We start from the raw sequence: 16,657 nt of genomic DNA, 5'->3' as shown, positions 1-16,657 counted from the left end.
GGCGGAGGATCAGAGCCAGCCCTTGCGCTTGAAGTAGAGGATCGGCAGTACCGCCGAGATGATCATGAGCCCGAGCGCCATCGGATAGCCGAATTTCCAGCCCAGCTCCGGCATGGTGGCGAAGTTCATGCCGTAGATGCTGGCGAGCAGGGTCGGCGGCATCAGCGCCACGCTGGCCACGGTGAAGGTCTTGATGATGGCGTTCTGCTCGACGTTGATGATGCCGAGCACCGCGTCCAGCAGGAAGTTGGCCTTGCTGTTGAGGAAGCTCGCGTGCTCGACCAGGGAGCGCACGTCGCGCATCAGGGTCTTGATGAGGCCCTGGTTCTCCTTGCGCACCGCCGTCGCCTTCTCGGCGCCGACGAAGGTCAGGATGCGCGACAGGCCGAGCAGCGTCTCGCTCGCCCGCGTCGTCACCTCGCCCACCTGGCCGAGGGTGATCAGCGCCTCCTTCAGGTCGGCATCCTTGGTGGTCGCCTTCACCTTGGCCCGCGCCGTGCGGAAGGCGGCCTGGCTGGCGCGGTCCATGTCGGCGGCGATGCGCTCGAGGATATCCGCCAGCCGGTCCACCACCTGCTCGAACAGGTGCAGCATCACCCCGTCCGGCGTGGTCAGCAGCTGCACCGGCGTCCGCTGGCAGCGGGCGGAGAAGACCGCGAAGGCCTTGGGCGTCGCGTAGCGCACCGTGACCAGGGTCGCGTTGCCGAGGACGAAGGTGATGGCGGTCGAGCCCAGCTCCCCGCCGTCGACGCCGTAGAGGAAGGGCGCGGTCAGGAAGAGGGTGTCGTCCTCCTTGTAGAGGCGCGAGGAGCTCTCGATCTCCTGCATCTCCTCGCGGGTCGGGATCTCGAGGCGGAGGGCGGCCTGGACGTCGCGCTCCTCCTCCTGGGTCGGGGTCAGCAGGTCGATCCAGATCGCCTTGCTGAGGCTGGCGGTCGCCTGCGCGCCTTCCCGCACGACGAGATGGCCGGTCTCGACGGTATAGGTGGTCAACATCCTGGGTCCCCCGGCCGTTCGGGCCTCCGGCTTCTAGCCGTGCTGCCGGCACAAGTCACGCGGGCCAAGGGGGGCCGTCCCCAGGCTGGCGCGCGGCTTGCTCCCGGCCGGTGGATGTTCAGGGGGTTGGCCATGATGCGACGCTGGATGCCTCTATTCGGGGCAATGCTCTGCCTCAGCCTCGGGCAGGCGGTCGTTCCGGCGGCAGCGCAAGGCTGGCCCGCCCGGCCGATCCGGATCGTGGTGACCTTCCCGCCCGGCGGCTCCTCGGACATCGTCGCCCGGGTGCTGGCGGAGGCGATGTCGCCGCGGCTCGGCCAGCGGGTGGTGGTGGACAACCGCCCCGGCGCCGGCGGGACGCTGGCCGCGGCGCATGTCAGCCAGCAGCCGGCGGATGGCTACACGCTCATGCTGTCGAATACCGCGCCGATCGTGAACTCGCCGCCGCTTTACACCAACCCGGGCTACGACCCGGTGAAGTCCTTCACCCATGTCGCCTATCTCGGCGCCACCACCATGGTGGTGGTGACCAACCTCTCGGTCCCGGCGGCCGACCTCAAGGGGCTGATGGCCTGGATGCGGGCGCAGCCGCAGCCGGTGACCTACGGCACCTCCGGCGCCGGCTCGGTCGGGCATGTGGTGGGCAGCATGTTCGCCGCCCAGACCGGCATCCCGCTGAACCACGCGCCCTATCGCGGCTCGACCCCGATGCAGGCGGATCTGCTCGGCGGGTCGATCCTGCTGTCCTTCGACACCCTGCCGGAGAACGTGGAGAACATCCGCGCCGGGCGGCTGCGCGCCTATGCGGTGACGGCCCCGGCCCGCGCGCCCTCCGTCCCCGAGGTGCCGACCACGGCGGAGGCCGGGCTGCCGGCATTGCTGGCGGCCAATTGGCTGGGCCTCTCGGCGCCGGCCGGGCTGCCGCCGGCGGTGGTCGCGCGGCTGCACGCCGAGGTCGCCGCGGCGCTGCAGACCACCGCCGTCCAGGAGCGGCTGGCCACCGTCGGCATCGTCCCCGGCGAGATGACCCAGCCTGAATTCGCTGGCTTCGTCACCGGGCAGGTCGACACGATGGGGGCCGCCGTCCGTGCCATGGGGATCAGGAATGACTGACGAGGACTTCCTCCGCCGCGCCATCGCCCTCTCGGCCGAGGCCGCCGCCACCCCGGGCTGCGAGCCCTTCGGCGCGGTGGTGGTGCGGGACGGGGTCATCGTCGGCGAGGGCTTCAACCGCTCCCGCGCCAAGGCGGACCCGACCTCGCACGGCGAGACCGAGGCGATGCGGGATGCCTGCGCCCGGCTCGGCACGCTGGAGCTGGCCGGCTGCACCGTCTTCACCTCCTGCGAGCCCTGCGCGCTCTGCGTCGCGGCGATGCAGATCACCGGCATCGGCCGCGTGGTCTATGCGGCGGCGCTGGCCGACAGCGCCCGGGTGCTGGCCGCGGTGCCGGCCGACAGGCGCCGCAAGGGCGACGTCGCGGCGCTGCGGCGGGAGGCGGGCCTGCCGATCGGCCAGGGGCGGATCCCGGCGCGCCAGGCCCTGGTGGCCGAGGCGGTCACGGTGCTGGAGGGCTGGGCGAAGGCGCCGGGCTGAGGGTCCCCGGGCGGCGCCTCAGCCCGGCAGGCCGAACCGCCGGGCGACGCCGGGGAAGTCCGGCTCGGCCGGATGCCGGCCGCAGGCCAGGGTGCCATCGGCGGCGCGCACCAGCTGGCAGCAGCCAAGCCCGGCGGCGGCGGCGGCATCCAGCTCCTCCGCCACGTCCGAGAGGAACAGGATATCGGCCGGCGGCAGCGCCAGCGCGGCGGCGATGGCGGCATAGCTCGCCGCCTCCCGCTTGCCGCCGACCGCGGTGTCGAAGAAGCCCTCGAACAGCGGGGTCAGGTCGCCGGCCTCGGAATGGCCGAAGAGCAGCTTCTGCGCCCCGACCGAGCCGGAGGAATAGACCGCCAGCCGCAGCCCGCCCGCCGCCCAGGCGCGCAGGCAGGCCGGCACGTCGGGCCAGAGCTGGCCCTTGAGCCGGCCGTCCTCGTAGCCCTGCCGCCAGATCAGCCCCTGCAGCGCCTTGAGCGGCGTGGCCTTGCTGTCCTCGGCCATCCAGCGGCGCAGCGTCGCCGCGGGCGGCTGCCCGGGCGCCGCGGCGCCGACCTCGGCCAGGATCGCCGCCACCGCGGGCTCGGTGCCGTGCCGGGCGAGGAAGCCGTCCAGCGCCCCGGCGGCGAAGGGGAAGAGCCGGTCCTTGACGAAGGCGATGGCGGTGGTGGTGCCCTCGATGTCGGTCAGGACCGCGCGCGGGGCCACCCCGTCCGGCACCCGGTCAGGCCGCGACCGGGAAGCGCTGCGCCATGTCCGTGCCGGTGAACTGCGCCACCCAGCCGGAGGGGTCGGTGAAGACCCGGAGCGCGCAGAAGTCCGGCGCCTCCCCGGCGTCGAACCAGTGCGGGGTATTGGCCGGGACGCTGATCAGGTCGCCCTGCTCGCAGCGGGCGTCCCAGACCTTGCCGTCCACATGCATGACGAAGTGGCCGGCGCCGCGCACGAAGAAGCGGATCTCGTCCTCGGTATGGACATGCTCGTTGAGGAATTTCTCGCGCATGGCGGCGGCCTGGGGATGGTCCGGCGTCAGGCTGATGACGTCGGCGCTGCCGGCGCCGGTCGCGCCCATCAGCGCATCGAGGTGCGGCCGGTAGGCGGCGAGGATCTCCTCGTTCGAGGCCCCCGGCGGGACGGAGACGCCCTCCCAGCGCTCGAAGCGCACGCCGATGCCGCCGAGGTGGCCGGCGATCGCCGCCGCATCCTCGGTCCGCACCATTTCCTGGCCGCTCGCGGCCTCCCAGATCGTCAGACGGCTCATGGCCCAAGCCTCCTTGCTTCCAGCTCGCAGCGGAGCATGAATTCCACCGCCTCCAGCCGCAGCAGCGCCTGCGGCATGTCGGCGCCCCATACATAGATCCCGTGGCCGCGCAGCAAATAGCCCGGCGGCGCCGGACCCGCCTCCCAGCGGGCCTCGATGCGAGCCTGCAGCCGCCCGATGTCCTGGTCGTTGTCGAAGACCGGCAGCGCCACCGCGGCCTCGTGCGTCGGCAGGCCGGGGAAGGCCTTCAGCAGCTCGTAGCCGGCGAGGGTGATGGTCTCCCCCGCCAGCCGGGAGAGCACGGTGGCCGGCACCGAATGGCCGTGCAGCACGGCCCCGGCGCCGGGGTGGCGGCGATAGATGCCGCAATGCAGGCCGGTCTCGGCGGAGGGACGGTCCCCGGCGCGCCGGGCGGCACCGTCCAGTCCGACCTGGATCACCCCCTCCGGCCCGAGGAAGCCCTTGTGGCCGCCGGAGCGGGTGATGGCCACGCGGTCCCCCGCGAGGCGGACCGAGATGTTCCCCGCCGTGGCCGGCACCCAGCCGAAGCGATCCAGGCGCCGCCCGGCGGCGGCGATGGCCGCCGCCGCCCGGGCGAACTCATCCTCGGGCATGGCGGTGCGGCGTGGCTCAGGCGGCGGGACGGCTGGTGGTCGTCGTGGTATGCGGCTGCGCCGTGGTCGTGGTCGTGGCCGGGCCCTGGATGGTGCCGGCCGGGCCGGTGCCCGGGGCCGGCGGCGCGCTGTCGGCCAGCGAGGCGTCGTCTTCCTCCTTCATGTTCTTCTTGAAGGATTTGATGCCGGTGGCGAGGTCACCCATGAGGTTGCTGATCTTGCCGCTGCCAAACAGCAGCAGAATGACCAGCAGCACGATGAGCCAGTGCCAGATGCTGAAGGAACCCATGTGACGCCCCGATGAACTGTGTTTTCCGCCGCGCGGCGGCCTGACGCCGTTGCGCGCTGCGAGGATTGAGCCGGGCCGGACACTAATGCCCTGGCCCCTGCCACGCAAATCCGCAGATGGCCCACCGGGGCGGCCGGGACAACGGCCTTGACACCGGTTTTCACCGAGGCCACCTCCGGGGCGATCCGGGCCCCTCTGGCGGCCCGGCGGCTGGCGGCCCTTGGCGACGGGGGATGCCGGCGGCCGGGCCTGCGATGTCGGATCGCGTGCAACGCGCGCGATCGGGCCCCCTGGATGCATCCCACCGCCAGCCCGGCCGCGCCAGAGAGGAGCTTCCGGCCATGGCGCCGTCGATCTGGTTCTGGACTGCCTTCAACCTGGCCGTGCTCGGCCTGCTGCTGCTCGACCTCGGGGTCTTCTCGAGGAAGACCCCGGATGGCGAGCCCGCCCCGGTGCCGGTGCGCACCGCGCTGCTGAAATCCGCCGCCTACGTGGCCCTCGCGCTCGGCTTCTGCGCCTGGATCTGGACCGGCTACGGGCCGGAGGCGGAGCGCCAGACCCGGGCGCTCGAATTCCTGACCGGCTATGTCATCGAATGGTCGCTGTCGGTCGACAACATCTTCGTCTTCGTCCTGATCTTCGCCAAATTCGGGGTGCCGCCGCAGTACCAGCACCGGGTGCTGTTCTGGGGCATCCTCGGCGCGCTGGCGATGCGGGCGGCGATGATCCTGCTGGGCACCAGCCTGCTGCGCGAGTTCGACTGGCTGATGGTGGTCTTCGGCCTGTTCCTGGTCTTCAGCGGCTGGAAGATGCTGCGATCGGTGAATGCGCCGGAGGGCGACCCGCGCGACAACCCGGTGCTGCGCTTCCTCGAGCGCCGCCTGCCGGTGACCGAGGGCTACCGCGGCAACGCCTTCACCGTCCGGGAAGCCGGCCGCCGCATGCTGACGCCGCTGGCGCTGGTGCTGATCCTGGTCGAGCTGACCGACCTGGTCTTCGCGCTGGACAGCATCCCCGCGATCTTCGCCGTCACCACCGACCCCTTCATCGTCTATACCGCCAATGTCTTCGCCATCCTCGGCCTCAGGGCGATGTACTTCGCCCTGTCGGGCATCATCCACCGGTTCCGCTACCTGAAGCACGGGCTGTCCATCGTGCTGATGGTCGTCGGCGCCAAGATGCTGGCGAACTACTGGGCGGGCGGCAAGGCGGTGCCGGTGGAATGGGCGCTGGCGCTGACCGCCGCCATCATCGGCGGCTCCATCGCCCTCAGCCTGTGGAAGACCCGCGGGGAGGCCAGGGTGGAGGCCCAGGTGGAGACCCGGCGGGAGGCCGCCGGTTGAGGCCTGCCCGCGCCCGGGTGGCTCAGGCCTCGGCCTGGATGCCCAGCCGGGCGATCAGCCCGCCCCAGCGGGCGGCCTCCTCCGCCATGTGGCGGCGGAGCCCCTCGGGGTCGCTGGCCACCACCTCGAAGCCGGCGGTCTCCAGCAGGCGCCGGGTCTCGGGCGCCGCCAGCGCCCGCTGCGCCTCGGCCGCCAGCCGCGCCAGCCGCCCGGCCGGCATGCCGGCCGGGGCGATGAGCCCGTTCCAGGCATAGCTCGCGGCACCGGGAATGCCGGCCTCGGCCAGGGTCGGCACCTCGGGCGCCTGGGGGATGCGCGCCTCGGCGGTGACCGCCAGCGCCCGCACCTGCCCGGCCCGGAGCTGCGGCAGGACGCCGGCGGCGATCAGCACCATGGCGTCGATCCGCCCGGCGATCAGGTCGAGCACCGCCGGCGGGAAGCCGCGGTAGGGCACGTGCAGCATGGCCTCGGTCGCCGGCGCCCCGCCGCGGGCCAGCAGGTCGAGCATGGCGAGGTGGCCGCCGGAGCCGGAACCGACCGAGCCGAAGGACAGCCGGCCGGGGCTGGCCCGGACCAGGGCGAGGAATTCCGCCAGGTCCTGCGCCGGCACCGAGGGATGCACCACCAGGAGCTGGGCGCCCCGCACCAGCAGGGAGACCGGCGCCAGGTCGCGCACCGGATCGTAGGGCAGGCCGGGGAAGAGCGCCGGCGCGGTGGAGAGCGGCCCGTTGATGGAGACGCCGATGGTATGCCCGTCGGTCGCCTTGGCCACCGCGTCGGTGCCGATGTTGCCGCCCGCCCCGGGGCGGTTCTCCACCACGCAGGGCTGGCCGAGCACCTGGCCGAGATGCTGGGCGATGGCCCGGCCGGTGCTGTCCGGGGTGGAGCCGGCCGGGAAGGGCACGATCAGCCGCAGCGGCCGGTCCGGCCAGGGCTGGGCCTGGGGAGGCTGGGGCTGGGGCTGGGCCTGGGCCTGGGCCTGGGCGGCGGGCGGCGCCAGCGCCGTGGCGGCGGCGAGCGGCGCCGCCAGCAGGGCGCGGCGCGGGATGGGCGGCATGCGGGGCTTCCTCCGGCGGGACTTGCCCTGCTTCCAGCACGGCGCGGGCCCGGGCGTAAAGCGCGACGATCCTGGCAAGGGAGGCCCACCAGACGTTAATCTGTTTGTGACGTTACTGCCCAGGGACAGGTGGTCCGGCCTGCGGCCCGGTTGGAGCGACCATCACGATGGCAATGCGCCTGCGTCTCTCCGGCAGCGGCCCGCCCAGTGCCGCGGGGGCATCCGGCGGTCGGTGCCCGGCGCCCGGCCGGGCCGGCCCGCCGCGATGGTGAGCGCCGTCCGGCTGCACCAGGCGGTGCTCGCGGCCGCCCTGCTGGTGCCCGCCCTGGTCTTCGGCGCCGCGGCCTGGTGGAACCGCGCGGACGTCCTCCGCGGCGGCACCGATGCGGTCGAGCGCACCACCTCGGTCATGCACGAGCATGTCGCCAAGGTCTTCGAGACCGCCGACCTGATCCTGGACCGCGCCGAGGACCACCTGCGCGGCCTGCCCCCGGGGGCGGCCCCCGGGCCCGGGACCAGCGAGTTCCTGAGCCAGATGAAGGCACCGCTCGACCACATCGTCTCGATCTGGGTCAGCGACGCGAGCGGCCAGGTCCTGGCCGGCAGCCAGGCCTGGGACCGCAGCGTGTCGATCGCCGACCGCGAATTCTTCCGGGTCCACCGGGACCAGCCCGACCTCGGCACCCATGTCAGCGGCGTCTTCAGCGGCCGGGCCACCACGGTGGCGTCCTTCGCCATCAGCCGGCGCCGGTCGGATGCGGCGGGCGGCTTCGCCGGGGTGATCCACGTGTCCTTCAGCCCGGCCTATTTCAGCGGCTTCTTCGCCGAGGCCGCGCCGCCCTTCGCCCATTCCGCCGGGCTGTTCCGGGCCGACGGGGCCATCCTGGCGAAGGAGCCGGGGGCCGCCGCCGGGATCGACTGGCTCGGCCCGGAGAGCCCGGTGCTGCGGCGCATCGCCCAGCAGCCGGCGCGCGGCCAGCTCGAGGACGTCTCGAGCCTGGACGGGCAGGACCGGATCTACGCCTATCGCAAGGTCGGGAAGTGGCCGGTCTACGTCGCCTTCGGCACCAATACCCAGTCCCTGCTCGGCCGCTGGCGGGCCAATCTGGTCGCCTTCGGCGTGGTCGCCGGGGCCGCGGCGCTGACCCTGCTGGCGGTCGCCTGGCTGGCCCTGCGACAGGCCCGGGCGGCGGAGGCGGCGGAGGCGGCCCTGCGCCGCGAGGCGGCGGCCCGGGCGGCGGCCGAGGCGCGCCAGGCCGCCGAGGCCCGGTTCCGCGCGGTCTTCGAAAGCCGCGCCGTGGGCATGTCCGTCTTCGACCTGAACGCCGGCACGACGCTGATCGCCAACGACCGGCTGCTGGAGATGACCGGCAGCACCCGGGCGCTGTTCGCCGCCGGCCGGTGGGACTGGCGCAAGGTGACCCCGCCGGAGCAGCTGAGACGGGACGAGGTCGCGGTCGCCCAGGCGCTGCGCCAGGGCTGGTGGGATCCCTACGAGAAGGAATACCTGCTGCCCGACGGCGGCCGGCTGCCGGTCCGCATCTCCTCGGCCCCCATGCCGGGCGAGCCGGGGCTGGTGGTGGTGCTGGTGCAGGACATCTCGGAACAGCGGGCGGCGGAGCTGCGCCGCGACCTGCTGATGCGGGAGGTGGACCACCGCGCCAAGAACGCCCTGGCCACTGCGCGGGCGGCCCTGCGGCTGACCCAGGCCGCCACCCTGGAAGCCTTCGTGCGGGAGGTGGATGGCCGGATCGGCGCCCTGGCCCAGGCGCTGCTGCTGCTCTCGACCACGCAATGGACCGGGGTCGACCTCCGGATGCTGGTCGAGGGGGAGCTGAAGCCCTTCCTCGGCCAGGCCCGCCGCCCGGGGGAGCCGACCGCCGTCCTCTCCGGGCCGCCGGCGATGATCGCCGCCACCGCGGTGCAGCCCCTGGCCATGGCGGTGCACGAGCTGGCGACGAACGCGACCAAGTACGGCGCCCTGTCGGGCCGCGACGGGCGGCTGACGCTGACCTGGACGACCGGCGGGGGACGCTTGCGGCTGGTCTGGCAGGAGCGCGGCGGGCCGCCCGTGGTGGCGCCTTCGGTCGGCGGCTTCGGCACCAGGGTGCTGCGGGCGACGGTGACGCACCAGCTCGGCGGCGCGCTGTCCCTGGACTGGGACCCGGCCGGGCTGACCTGCATGATCGACCTGCCGATGAGCCGCGTCCTGGCCGGCGACGCCCCGGCGGATCCCGTGCTCAGCAGGATCGCCGAGCTGTCGTGACCGCCCTCAGCCCCGCCCCCAGCCCCGCCTTCAGCCCCCGCCCGTCAGCCGCCGCCGCAGCCGGGCCGAGAGGAAGTCGATCGCCGCGACCGTCACCACCATCAGCAGGATGATGAAGGCGACCTCGTCCCAGTGCCGCACCCGGATGCGCTCCGAGATCTGCAGCCCGATCCCGCCCGCGCCGACCACGCCGAGGATGGCGGCCGAGCGGGTGTTGCTCTCGAAGAAATAGAGCGCCTGGGCCAGCATCACCGGCAGCACCTGCGGCAGCACGCCGAAGCGGAGGCGCGCGAGGCGGCTACCGCCGGCGGCGGTGACGCCCTCCTGCTGCCGCCGCTCGGCATTCTCGATCGCCTCGGCATTCAGCTTGGCCAGCACCGCGATATCGGCGGTGGCAATCGCCAGCACCCCGGCCAGCGGCCCGAGCCCCACGGCGCGGACGAAGGCCAGCGCCCAGATGAGCTGGTCGATGCCGCGGAAGCCGTCGAAGACCCGGCGCAGGGAGAAGCGGAACAGCAGGTTGGTCATCACGTTGCCGGCGCCGAGGAAGCCGAGCGGCACCGCGATCACCGCGGCGACGAAGGTGCCGAGGAAGGCCATGGCGACGCTCTCGGCCAGGCCCTGGAGGATATCGACCCACAGCTCCCCCGGGGAGGGTGGCACCATCAGCCGCAGGATGGTGGCAAGGCCCGAGAGCCCGTTCCACAGCCGCTGCGGGGTGAAGCCGAAATGCTGCAGCGCCCAGCCGAGCCAGAGGGCGAAGGCCAGCCAGCCGGCGATGCGCAGGGCGCGCGTGCGGCCGCTGCTGCCGAAGGCGGCCGGCATCCGGGCCCGCCAGGCGGCGATCTCCGCGGTGGTCATTGCATCACCCCGATCACCCGGTGGCGCAGCCGCTCCGACAGCAGGTCGATGGCCACGACCGCGAGGATGATGAGCAGCAGGATGGCGCTGATCTCCTCATAGTAGTTGAAGGATATGACGTTGTAGAGCTCCTCGCCGATGCCGCCGGCGCCGACGAAGCCGATGACGCTGGCCGAGCGCAGGTTCACCTCGAAGCGCAGCAGCGCATAGGAGAGCAGGTTGGGCGCGACCTGCGGCAGGATGGCGAAGCGGCAGGCCTGCGCCCAGGTGCCGCCCGCCGAGCGCACCCCGGCCCAGGCGCCGAGCCCGGTGTTCTCGATGGATTCGGCAAAGAGCTTGCCGCAGGCCCCGGCGGTGTGCAGCGCGATGGCCAGCACCCCGGCCAGCGCGCCGACGCCGAAGGCCCAGACCAGGATCAGCGCGAAGACGATCTCGGGCACCGTCCGCATCGCCTCCAGCAGGCGGCGCGAGAGCTGGTAGGCGACCATCCCGGCGCCGAGGTTGCGCGCCGCCGGGAAGGCCAGCAGCAGCCCGGCGCCGGCGCCGAGCAGGGTCGCCAGCGCCGCCATGTTGGCGGTCTCGAGCAGCAGCCAGGACCAGCTGTCGAGCCGGTAGAACCAGAAGGCCAGGCTGCCTTCGGCCTCGACTCCCGAGAACAGCGTGGCCCAGCGCAGGCTGGGCAGGATGCGCTGGAAATACTCGCCGATGCGCGGGATGCCGGCCAGCAGGGTCGCCGGCCGCACCTCGCTCACCCAGGCCGAGAGCAGCAGGCAGGCGGCGAGGATCGCAAGGCCGGCCAGCGTCGCGTGGCGCTTCTGGCGGAGGGCGGTCTGGTAGGCGGCTTCGCCGCGAAGGATCGTTGTGCTCAGTTGCGCCTGCGGCGTTCCGCCGCCTCCTGCCGTCGCATGTCGATCATGAATTGGTAGTCGGCGGCCGTGACCTCGCGGTAGCCGGCGCCGCCGCCGCGCTCGATCTGCCGGTAGATCTCCGGATGCGCCTTCGGCAGCGCCAGGTGGAACAGCCGCATGTCCTCCTTGAAGGCCTCGGGCAATTCCTTCCGCACCGTCTGCGGGCCGTTGATGATCGGGTCCGAGCGCCAGATGACGCGGAGCTGCTTCATCTCGACCAGCCCCTTCTCGACCATCGCCCGCAGTGCGCCGCGGGTGAAGCCCTCGCTCTCCTCGCCCTGGCCGGAAGCCCAGGTGACCGCGGCGTCGTACTGCTTCTGCAGCACGGCGACGACCGCCTGCTCATGCCCGCCGGCGAAGCCGGTGCGGCCGAAGAAGGTCTCGGGGCTGATGCCCTGCTTCCGCAGCGAGAAGCGCGGGATGAGGAAGCCCGAGGCCGAGTTGGGGTCGGACCAGGCCATGGCCTTGCCGCGCATGCCCTCGATGCCGGTGATGCCGCTGTCGGCGCGGACCAGCATGACGGCGACGTAGCTGATGGAGCCGTCGCTCTCCTCGGTGGTCACCAGCGGCTCGACCCCGCCGTTGGTATCGAGCCAGGCGCCGGCATAGGCCGAGGGGGACATGTTGGCGATATCGAGCTGCTTCGCCCCGAAGGCCTGGATGACGCCGGCATAGTCGCTGGCGGGAAACAGCCGGGCCGGCAGCTTGAAGGTCGCCTCCAGCAGGTCGCGGTAGGGACCGAAGCGGCCGAGCCGGTCGGATTCATTCTCGCCGCCGAGCAGGCCGATGCGGAGCTGGCGCATCGACTGGCCCCAGTCGCGCGGCCCGGCCGCGGGGAAGGCCACCGCGGCATCGAGGCTGCGGCGCGGGGCAGCCTGGGCGAAGGCGGGCAGCGGCAGGGCCAGCAAGCCCGCAAGCATGCGACGTGTGAACATAAGGCGGCTCCGTCCCGGATGGGCGGGGACTATGCCATCGCCAGCCGCGCCGGGGCAGCATCCGCCCGCAGCCGGGCGGCGGCCTCGGCGGCGAATTCCTCCTCCGAGATGCCGTAGATGGCGCGCACCCGTTCGGCGGTCAGCGCTGCCGGCGTGCCGTCGAAGACCACCTTGCCGGCCTGCATGGCGACGATGCGGTCGCAGTACTCGCGGGCGGTGTCGAGGTGGTGCAGGTTCACCAGCACGGTCAGCCCATCCTGGCGGTTCACGTCGCGCAGCGCATCCATCACCACCTGGGCATTGCGCGGGTCGAGCGAGGCGATGGGCTCATCCGCCAGGATCAGCCGCGGCTGCTGCATCAGGGCGCGGCAGATGGCGACGCGCTGCTGCTGCCCGCCCGAGAGGGTCTCGGCCCGCTGCAGCGCGGTATCGGCCAGGCCGAAGCGGTCGAGCGCGGCCAGCGCCATGGCCCGCTCCGCCGCGGTGAAGCGGGCGCCGACCAGCACCATGAAGGAGCGCCAGCCGCGCTGGTAGGCCAGCCGGCCGATCAGCACGTTGGTCAGCACGTCCAGCCGCTGCACCAGGTTGAACTGCTGGAAGACCATGGCGCAGTCGCGCCGCCAGTCCCGCAAGGCCCGGCCGTCGAGCGCGGTCACGTCCCGCCCGCCCGAGAGGATGCGGCCGGAGCTCGGCGCCTCCAGCCGGTTGATCAGCCGCAGCAGCGTCGATTTGCCCGCACCCGAGCGGCCGATGATGCCGACCATCTGGCCGTCCGGCACCTCGAGGTTCACGTGGTCCACCGCGAGGGTGGTCCCGAACTGCCGCGTCAGCCCCTGCAATTCCAGCATCCGGTTCCCGCTCATCCAGGCGGGGACATGCTCAGCCCAGGCAGGCGCCGCGTCCACCGGTTTCGTCCTCAAGACCGGCGGCGGCGTTCGTTGGCCTCTTCCCGGCGCATGTCGACCAGGAACTGGAACTGGGCATGGCTGACCGAGCGGTAGCCGGTGCCGCCGCCCTTCTCGATCTGCTCGTAGACCGTCGGGTGGGTCTTGGGCAGGGCGAGGTGGAAGGCGGTCATGTCCTCCTTGAAGGCGGCCGGCAGCGCGCTGCGGACGGTCAGCGGGCCGTTGATGATCGGCTCCGAGGTCCAGATGATCCTGAGGTCGGACATCTTCAGCATGCCCTTGTCGACCATGGCGCGGAGATTGCCGCGGCTGTAGCCCTCGGCCACCTCGCCCTGGCCGCTGGCCCAGGTCATGGCACCGTCGTACTGCTTCTGCAGCACGGCGATGACGCCCTGCTCATGCCCGCCGGCGAAGCCGACCCGGTTGAAGTACTGGCCCGATTCCAGCCCGATGCCGGCCTTCCGCAGCGCGAAGCGGGGGATCAGGTAGCCGCTGGTGCTGTTCGGGTCGGCCCAGGCGAGGGACTTGCCGCGCATCTGCTCGAGGCTGGTGATGCCGCTGTCGGCGCGGACCACCATGACCGAGACATAGGAGATGGAGCCGTCCTTTTCCTCCGGCACCACTAGCGGCTCGACGCCGCTGTTGGTGTCGAGCCAGGCACCGGCATAGGCGGAAGGGCCGAGCCCTGACATCTCGATCTGCCCGGCGCTGAAGGCCTGGAGCACGCCACCGTAATCCGCGGCGGGGTAGAGCCGCACCGGGACCTTGAAGGTCTCCTCCAGCAGCTTCTGGTAGGCACCGTAGCGCCCCAGCCGGTCGGTCTCGTTCTCCCCGCCCATCAGGCCGATCCGCAGCACCGGGATCTGCGCCTTCCAGGGCCGCTCCCCGGCGGCCGGCATGGCCGTCGCGGCATCCTGGGTGCGACGCTGGGCGAAGCCGGCGACCGGCAGCAGGGCGGCCCCGGCGATGAGGCCGGCGAAGTGGCGGCGGGTCAGCATGGCTCTCTCCCGAGATCGGTTGAGCGGGCTCTAGCAGCGGGATGTGACGGGTGGATGAGAGGATGATGACATCCGGATGGCAGCTGTTGCCGAAGCGGGTTGCCGGGGTTTCGCCGGCGGCCTACCTTCCCGGCTCACGGCCGCCAGAGCCGGTTCGGGACCGACGCGCAGCCCCAGGCCATCACCCCCGCGGAAAGGCCCCCGCATGCATCCCTTCGCCATCCCGGAGTCCATCGCCGCCCGCGTCGCCGGCCGCTGCGGCACACCGCATCCCTTCGCCCGGCTCGATGCCCGGCGCACCGCACTGGTCGTCATCGACATGCAGAACGGCTTCATGCGCGCCGATGTCGCCCATGCGCTCTGCCCCATGGCCGAGCATGTGGTGTCGGCAATCAACCGCCTCGCCTCCGGCCTGCGCGCCGCCGGCGGCGCGGTCTACTGGATCCAGAACACCTTCGACGCCCGCTGCGAGACCGAGTGGTCCGTCATGCAGGCGATGGCGACGCCCGAGGCCCGCGCCCGCCGCGCCGCATCCATGAGCGAGGGGACCGTCGGCCACGCGCTCTGGCCGCTGCTCGACGTGCGGATCGGCGACGAGGTGGTGCGCAAGTACCGCTACAGCGCCTTCATCGAGGGCGGCTCCGACCTGCCGGCGCGGCTCAGGGCGCGCGGGCTGGACACCGTGCTCATCGTCGGCACCGTCACCAATGTCTGCTGCGAGAGCAGCGCCCGCGACGCGATGATGCTGAACTTCCGCACCGTGATGGTGCCGGATGGCTGCGCCGCGGTGACCGATGCCGAGCACACGGCATCCCTGCTGGCCTTCTACCTGCAATTCGGCGATGTCCTCACGGTCGATGAATGCATCGCCGGCTTCGCCCCCGAGGAGCGTGTCGCGGCATGAGCAAAAAGAAAGTTGCCTTCATCGGCACCGGCGGGACCATCGCCTCGATCGGCGTCGGGCCGCTCGATACGGTGAACTACGGCGCCAACGGCCGGATGATGCAGGCCGACGCCATCCTCGAGAGATTCCCCGAGGTGCAGCTGGTCGCCGACGTGGTCGCGGTGCCCTACCGCAACGTGCCCTCGCCGCAGATCGCCTGGACGGAATGGCAGCAGCTCGTCCTCCTCTGCGACAAGGTGGTGGCCGAGGACCCCGCCATCGCCGGCATCGTCATCGGCCATGGCACCGCCTCGCTGGAGGAGACCGCCTTCTTCCTCTCGCTCACCGCCAAGGTGCCGGTGCCGATCGTGGTGGTCGGCTCGCAGCGCCCGGCCTCGGCGCTCTCGACCGATGCCGGGCTGAACCTGGTGAATGCGGTGCGGGTGGCCGCCAGCGAGGAGGCCCGCGGCCTCGGCGCGCTGGTGCTGCTGAACGACGAAATCCAGGCGGCCCGCGAAGTCACCAAGACCTCGACCGGGCGGATGCAGACCTTCCGCTCGGCGGATTTCGGCGTGCTCGGCCATGCCGACGGCGACCGGCTCGCCTGGTACCGCCGGCCGCTGCGCAGGCTGGCGCCGGATACCGAATTCGACATCCGCGGGCTGGCCGAACTGCCGCGGGTCGACGTCGCCTACAGCTACGCCGGCGCCGACGGCACCGCGGTGCGGGCCTTCACCGCCGCCGGGGCGAAGGGCATCGTCGTCGCCGGCTTCGCCCCGGGCTTCGTCACCCCGGGCGATGCCGCGGCGCTGGCCGAAGCCCGCGCCGCCGGGGTGGTGGTGGTGCAGTCGACCCGCGCCGGCAGCGGCCGGGTCTTCCCGACCACCAAGCTGGGCGAGGCCGGCTTCATCCCGGCCGACAACCTGACGCCGCAGAAGGCCCGCATCCTGCTCGCCCTGGCGCTGACCGTCTCCAGCGACCCGGCCGAGATCACCCGGATCTTCGCGACCTACTGAAGCCCTAGCCCAGCCGGAACGCCGCGGTGCTGCCGCGGCGTCCGGGCGTGACCTCCAGCCGGGCGGGGATGCGCTCCCGCAGCTCCCCGACATGGCTGATGACCCCGACCAGCCGGTCGCCGGCCTGGAGCCCCTCCAGCACGCCGATGGCGGTATCCAGCGTCTCGGCATCCAGCGTGCCGAAGCCCTCGTCGACGAAGAGTGCGTCGAGCTGCCGCGCCCCGGCATGGGCGGCGACGGTCTCGGCCAGCCCCAGCGCCAGGGCGAGCGAGGCGCAGAAGCCCTCGCCGCCCGAGAGCGTCGCGGCCGGGCGGGGCTGGGCGTTCCAGCGGTCTAGCACCTCGATGTCCAGGCCGGCGGCGGCGTTCTTCCGCTCCCGCTCCTCGCGGCGGCGGATGGCGTAGCGGCCGTCGAGCATCCCGGCGAGGTGGCGGTTGGCCGCCTCCAGCGCCTGGTCCAGCAGGCCGGAGAGGACATAGCCCTCGAAATTCATCCCCGACCGGGTGCCGCGCCCCTCGGCCAGCTCCGACAGGTCCTGCCGCAGGCCCAGCGCCTGCTCGGCCTCGGTAAGGGCGGCGGTGGCGGCGGCGAGCTCGGCCAGCAGCGCGTCATGCTGGGCGAGCGCGGTGCGGGCGCTGCTGGCCGCCTCGGCCGCGGCCTCCCGGCGGCCGGTGGCTGTGGCGAGGGCGGCGGCCAGGGCCGCCAGGTCGGGCGGTGCCAGCCCGGCGGCGGCG

Annotated in this window: 18 protein-coding genes; 6 read left to right on the top strand and 12 right to left on the bottom strand. The window is 72.6% G+C overall.

The window, feature by feature from the left end; genetic code table 11:
• Nucleotides 1–9 precede the first annotated feature (9 nt).
• Nucleotides 10–996, bottom strand: a complete 987-nt coding sequence (gene corA, locus QWZ14_RS22905) for a magnesium/cobalt transporter CorA (RefSeq protein ID WP_290319259.1) — start codon at nt 994–996, stop codon at nt 10–12.
• Nucleotides 997–1,143: 147 nt separating this feature from the next.
• On the opposite strand from corA, the gene QWZ14_RS22900 reads away from it, so the two are divergent.
• Both QWZ14_RS22900 and QWZ14_RS22895 read left to right on the top strand, forming a co-directional pair.
• On the top strand, nt 1,144–2,109 hold the full coding sequence (locus QWZ14_RS22900; protein WP_290319258.1) for a Bug family tripartite tricarboxylate transporter substrate binding protein: 966 nt from the start codon (nt 1,144–1,146) through the stop codon (nt 2,107–2,109).
• Nucleotides 2,102–2,590 carry a nucleoside deaminase gene (locus tag QWZ14_RS22895; RefSeq protein ID WP_290319257.1) on the top strand — a complete coding sequence of 163 codons (489 nt, stop codon included), beginning with the start codon at nt 2,102–2,104 and terminating at the stop codon, nt 2,588–2,590. Before QWZ14_RS22900 ends, QWZ14_RS22895 begins: the two co-directional genes overlap by 8 nt.
• 18 nt (nt 2,591–2,608) lie before the next feature.
• Here the strand turns inward: QWZ14_RS22895 and mtnC are convergent, their stop codons facing one another.
• From mtnC to QWZ14_RS22875, 4 genes are read right to left on the bottom strand one after another with little or no spacing between them, the layout of a single operon-like run.
• The gene (mtnC, locus tag QWZ14_RS22890; protein WP_290319256.1) at nt 2,609–3,295 is read right to left on the bottom strand and encodes an acireductone synthase; all 687 of its coding nucleotides are present in this window, start codon (nt 3,293–3,295) and stop codon (nt 2,609–2,611) included.
• Nucleotides 3,296–3,311: 16 nt separating this feature from the next.
• A complete protein-coding gene (locus tag QWZ14_RS22885; protein ID WP_290319255.1) occupies nt 3,312–3,848 on the bottom strand; it encodes a 1,2-dihydroxy-3-keto-5-methylthiopentene dioxygenase in 537 nt (178 codons plus the stop codon).
• Nucleotides 3,845–4,462 (bottom strand): methylthioribulose 1-phosphate dehydratase, encoded by a 618-nt coding sequence (locus tag QWZ14_RS22880; protein WP_290319254.1) that lies wholly within the window; start codon nt 4,460–4,462, stop codon nt 3,845–3,847. The genes QWZ14_RS22885 and QWZ14_RS22880 overlap by 4 nt, the downstream gene beginning before the upstream one ends.
• Before the next feature lie 16 nt (nt 4,463–4,478).
• Nucleotides 4,479–4,751, bottom strand: a complete 273-nt coding sequence (locus tag QWZ14_RS22875) for a twin-arginine translocase TatA/TatE family subunit (RefSeq protein WP_290319253.1) — start codon at nt 4,749–4,751, stop codon at nt 4,479–4,481.
• 341 nt (nt 4,752–5,092) lie between these two features.
• On the opposite strand from QWZ14_RS22875, the gene QWZ14_RS22870 reads away from it, so the two are divergent.
• Nucleotides 5,093–6,094: a TerC family protein gene (locus tag QWZ14_RS22870; RefSeq protein ID WP_290319252.1), complete on the top strand. Its 1,002-nt coding sequence runs from the start codon at nt 5,093–5,095 to the stop codon at nt 6,092–6,094.
• 22 nt (nt 6,095–6,116) lie between these two features.
• On the opposite strand, the gene QWZ14_RS22865 is transcribed toward QWZ14_RS22870, so the two are convergent.
• Nucleotides 6,117–7,151 (bottom strand): Bug family tripartite tricarboxylate transporter substrate binding protein, encoded by a 1,035-nt coding sequence (locus QWZ14_RS22865; RefSeq protein WP_290319251.1) that lies wholly within the window; start codon nt 7,149–7,151, stop codon nt 6,117–6,119.
• 265 nt (nt 7,152–7,416) lie between these two features.
• Here QWZ14_RS22865 and QWZ14_RS22860 point away from each other — a divergent pair, with 265 nt between their 5' ends.
• A complete protein-coding gene (locus tag QWZ14_RS22860; protein ID WP_290319250.1) occupies nt 7,417–9,417 on the top strand; it encodes an HWE histidine kinase domain-containing protein in 2,001 nt (666 codons plus the stop codon).
• Nucleotides 9,418–9,447: 30 nt separating this feature from the next.
• Here QWZ14_RS22860 and phnE (QWZ14_RS22855) read toward each other — a convergent pair whose 3' ends face one another.
• From phnE (QWZ14_RS22855) to phnD (QWZ14_RS22835), 5 genes are read right to left on the bottom strand one after another with little or no spacing between them, the layout of a single operon-like run.
• A complete protein-coding gene (gene phnE / locus QWZ14_RS22855; protein ID WP_290319249.1) occupies nt 9,448–10,278 on the bottom strand; it encodes a phosphonate ABC transporter, permease protein PhnE in 831 nt (276 codons plus the stop codon).
• A complete protein-coding gene (phnE, locus tag QWZ14_RS22850; RefSeq protein WP_290319284.1) occupies nt 10,275–11,135 on the bottom strand; it encodes a phosphonate ABC transporter, permease protein PhnE in 861 nt (286 codons plus the stop codon). Before phnE (QWZ14_RS22850) ends, phnE (QWZ14_RS22855) begins: the two co-directional genes overlap by 4 nt.
• Nucleotides 11,136–11,143: 8 nt before the next feature.
• Complete coding sequence (gene phnD, locus QWZ14_RS22845) at nt 11,144–12,121, bottom strand: phosphate/phosphite/phosphonate ABC transporter substrate-binding protein (RefSeq protein ID WP_290319248.1); 978 nt, start codon at nt 12,119–12,121, stop codon at nt 11,144–11,146.
• Between the two features lie 29 nt (nt 12,122–12,150).
• Nucleotides 12,151–13,026: a phosphonate ABC transporter ATP-binding protein gene (phnC, locus tag QWZ14_RS22840; protein WP_290319247.1), complete on the bottom strand. Its 876-nt coding sequence runs from the start codon at nt 13,024–13,026 to the stop codon at nt 12,151–12,153.
• A gap of 11 nt (nt 13,027–13,037) precedes the next feature.
• On the bottom strand, nt 13,038–14,024 hold the full coding sequence (phnD, locus tag QWZ14_RS22835; RefSeq protein WP_290319246.1) for a phosphate/phosphite/phosphonate ABC transporter substrate-binding protein: 987 nt from the start codon (nt 14,022–14,024) through the stop codon (nt 13,038–13,040).
• Nucleotides 14,025–14,229: 205 nt separating this feature from the next.
• Here phnD (QWZ14_RS22835) and QWZ14_RS22830 point away from each other — a divergent pair, with 205 nt between their 5' ends.
• Nucleotides 14,230–14,928, top strand: coding sequence for an isochorismatase family protein (locus QWZ14_RS22830; RefSeq protein ID WP_290319245.1), 699 nt, complete (start codon nt 14,230–14,232; stop codon nt 14,926–14,928).
• A complete protein-coding gene (locus QWZ14_RS22825; protein WP_290319244.1) occupies nt 14,925–15,923 on the top strand; it encodes an asparaginase in 999 nt (332 codons plus the stop codon). The genes QWZ14_RS22830 and QWZ14_RS22825 overlap by 4 nt, the downstream gene beginning before the upstream one ends.
• 4 nt (nt 15,924–15,927) lie before the next feature.
• Here QWZ14_RS22825 and QWZ14_RS22820 read toward each other — a convergent pair.
• Nucleotides 15,928–16,657: SbcC/MukB-like Walker B domain-containing protein (locus QWZ14_RS22820; RefSeq protein ID WP_290319243.1), on the bottom strand; the 730-nt coding region annotated here is incomplete at its 5' end.

Origin of the sequence: Paeniroseomonas aquatica (genome assembly GCF_030409335.1) — a bacterium.
Classification (GTDB): Bacteria; Pseudomonadota; Alphaproteobacteria; order Acetobacterales; family Acetobacteraceae; genus Belnapia; species Belnapia aquatica.
Note: the sequence above shows the minus strand (reverse complement) of the source record. Positions and strands in the feature narration are given on the sequence as shown.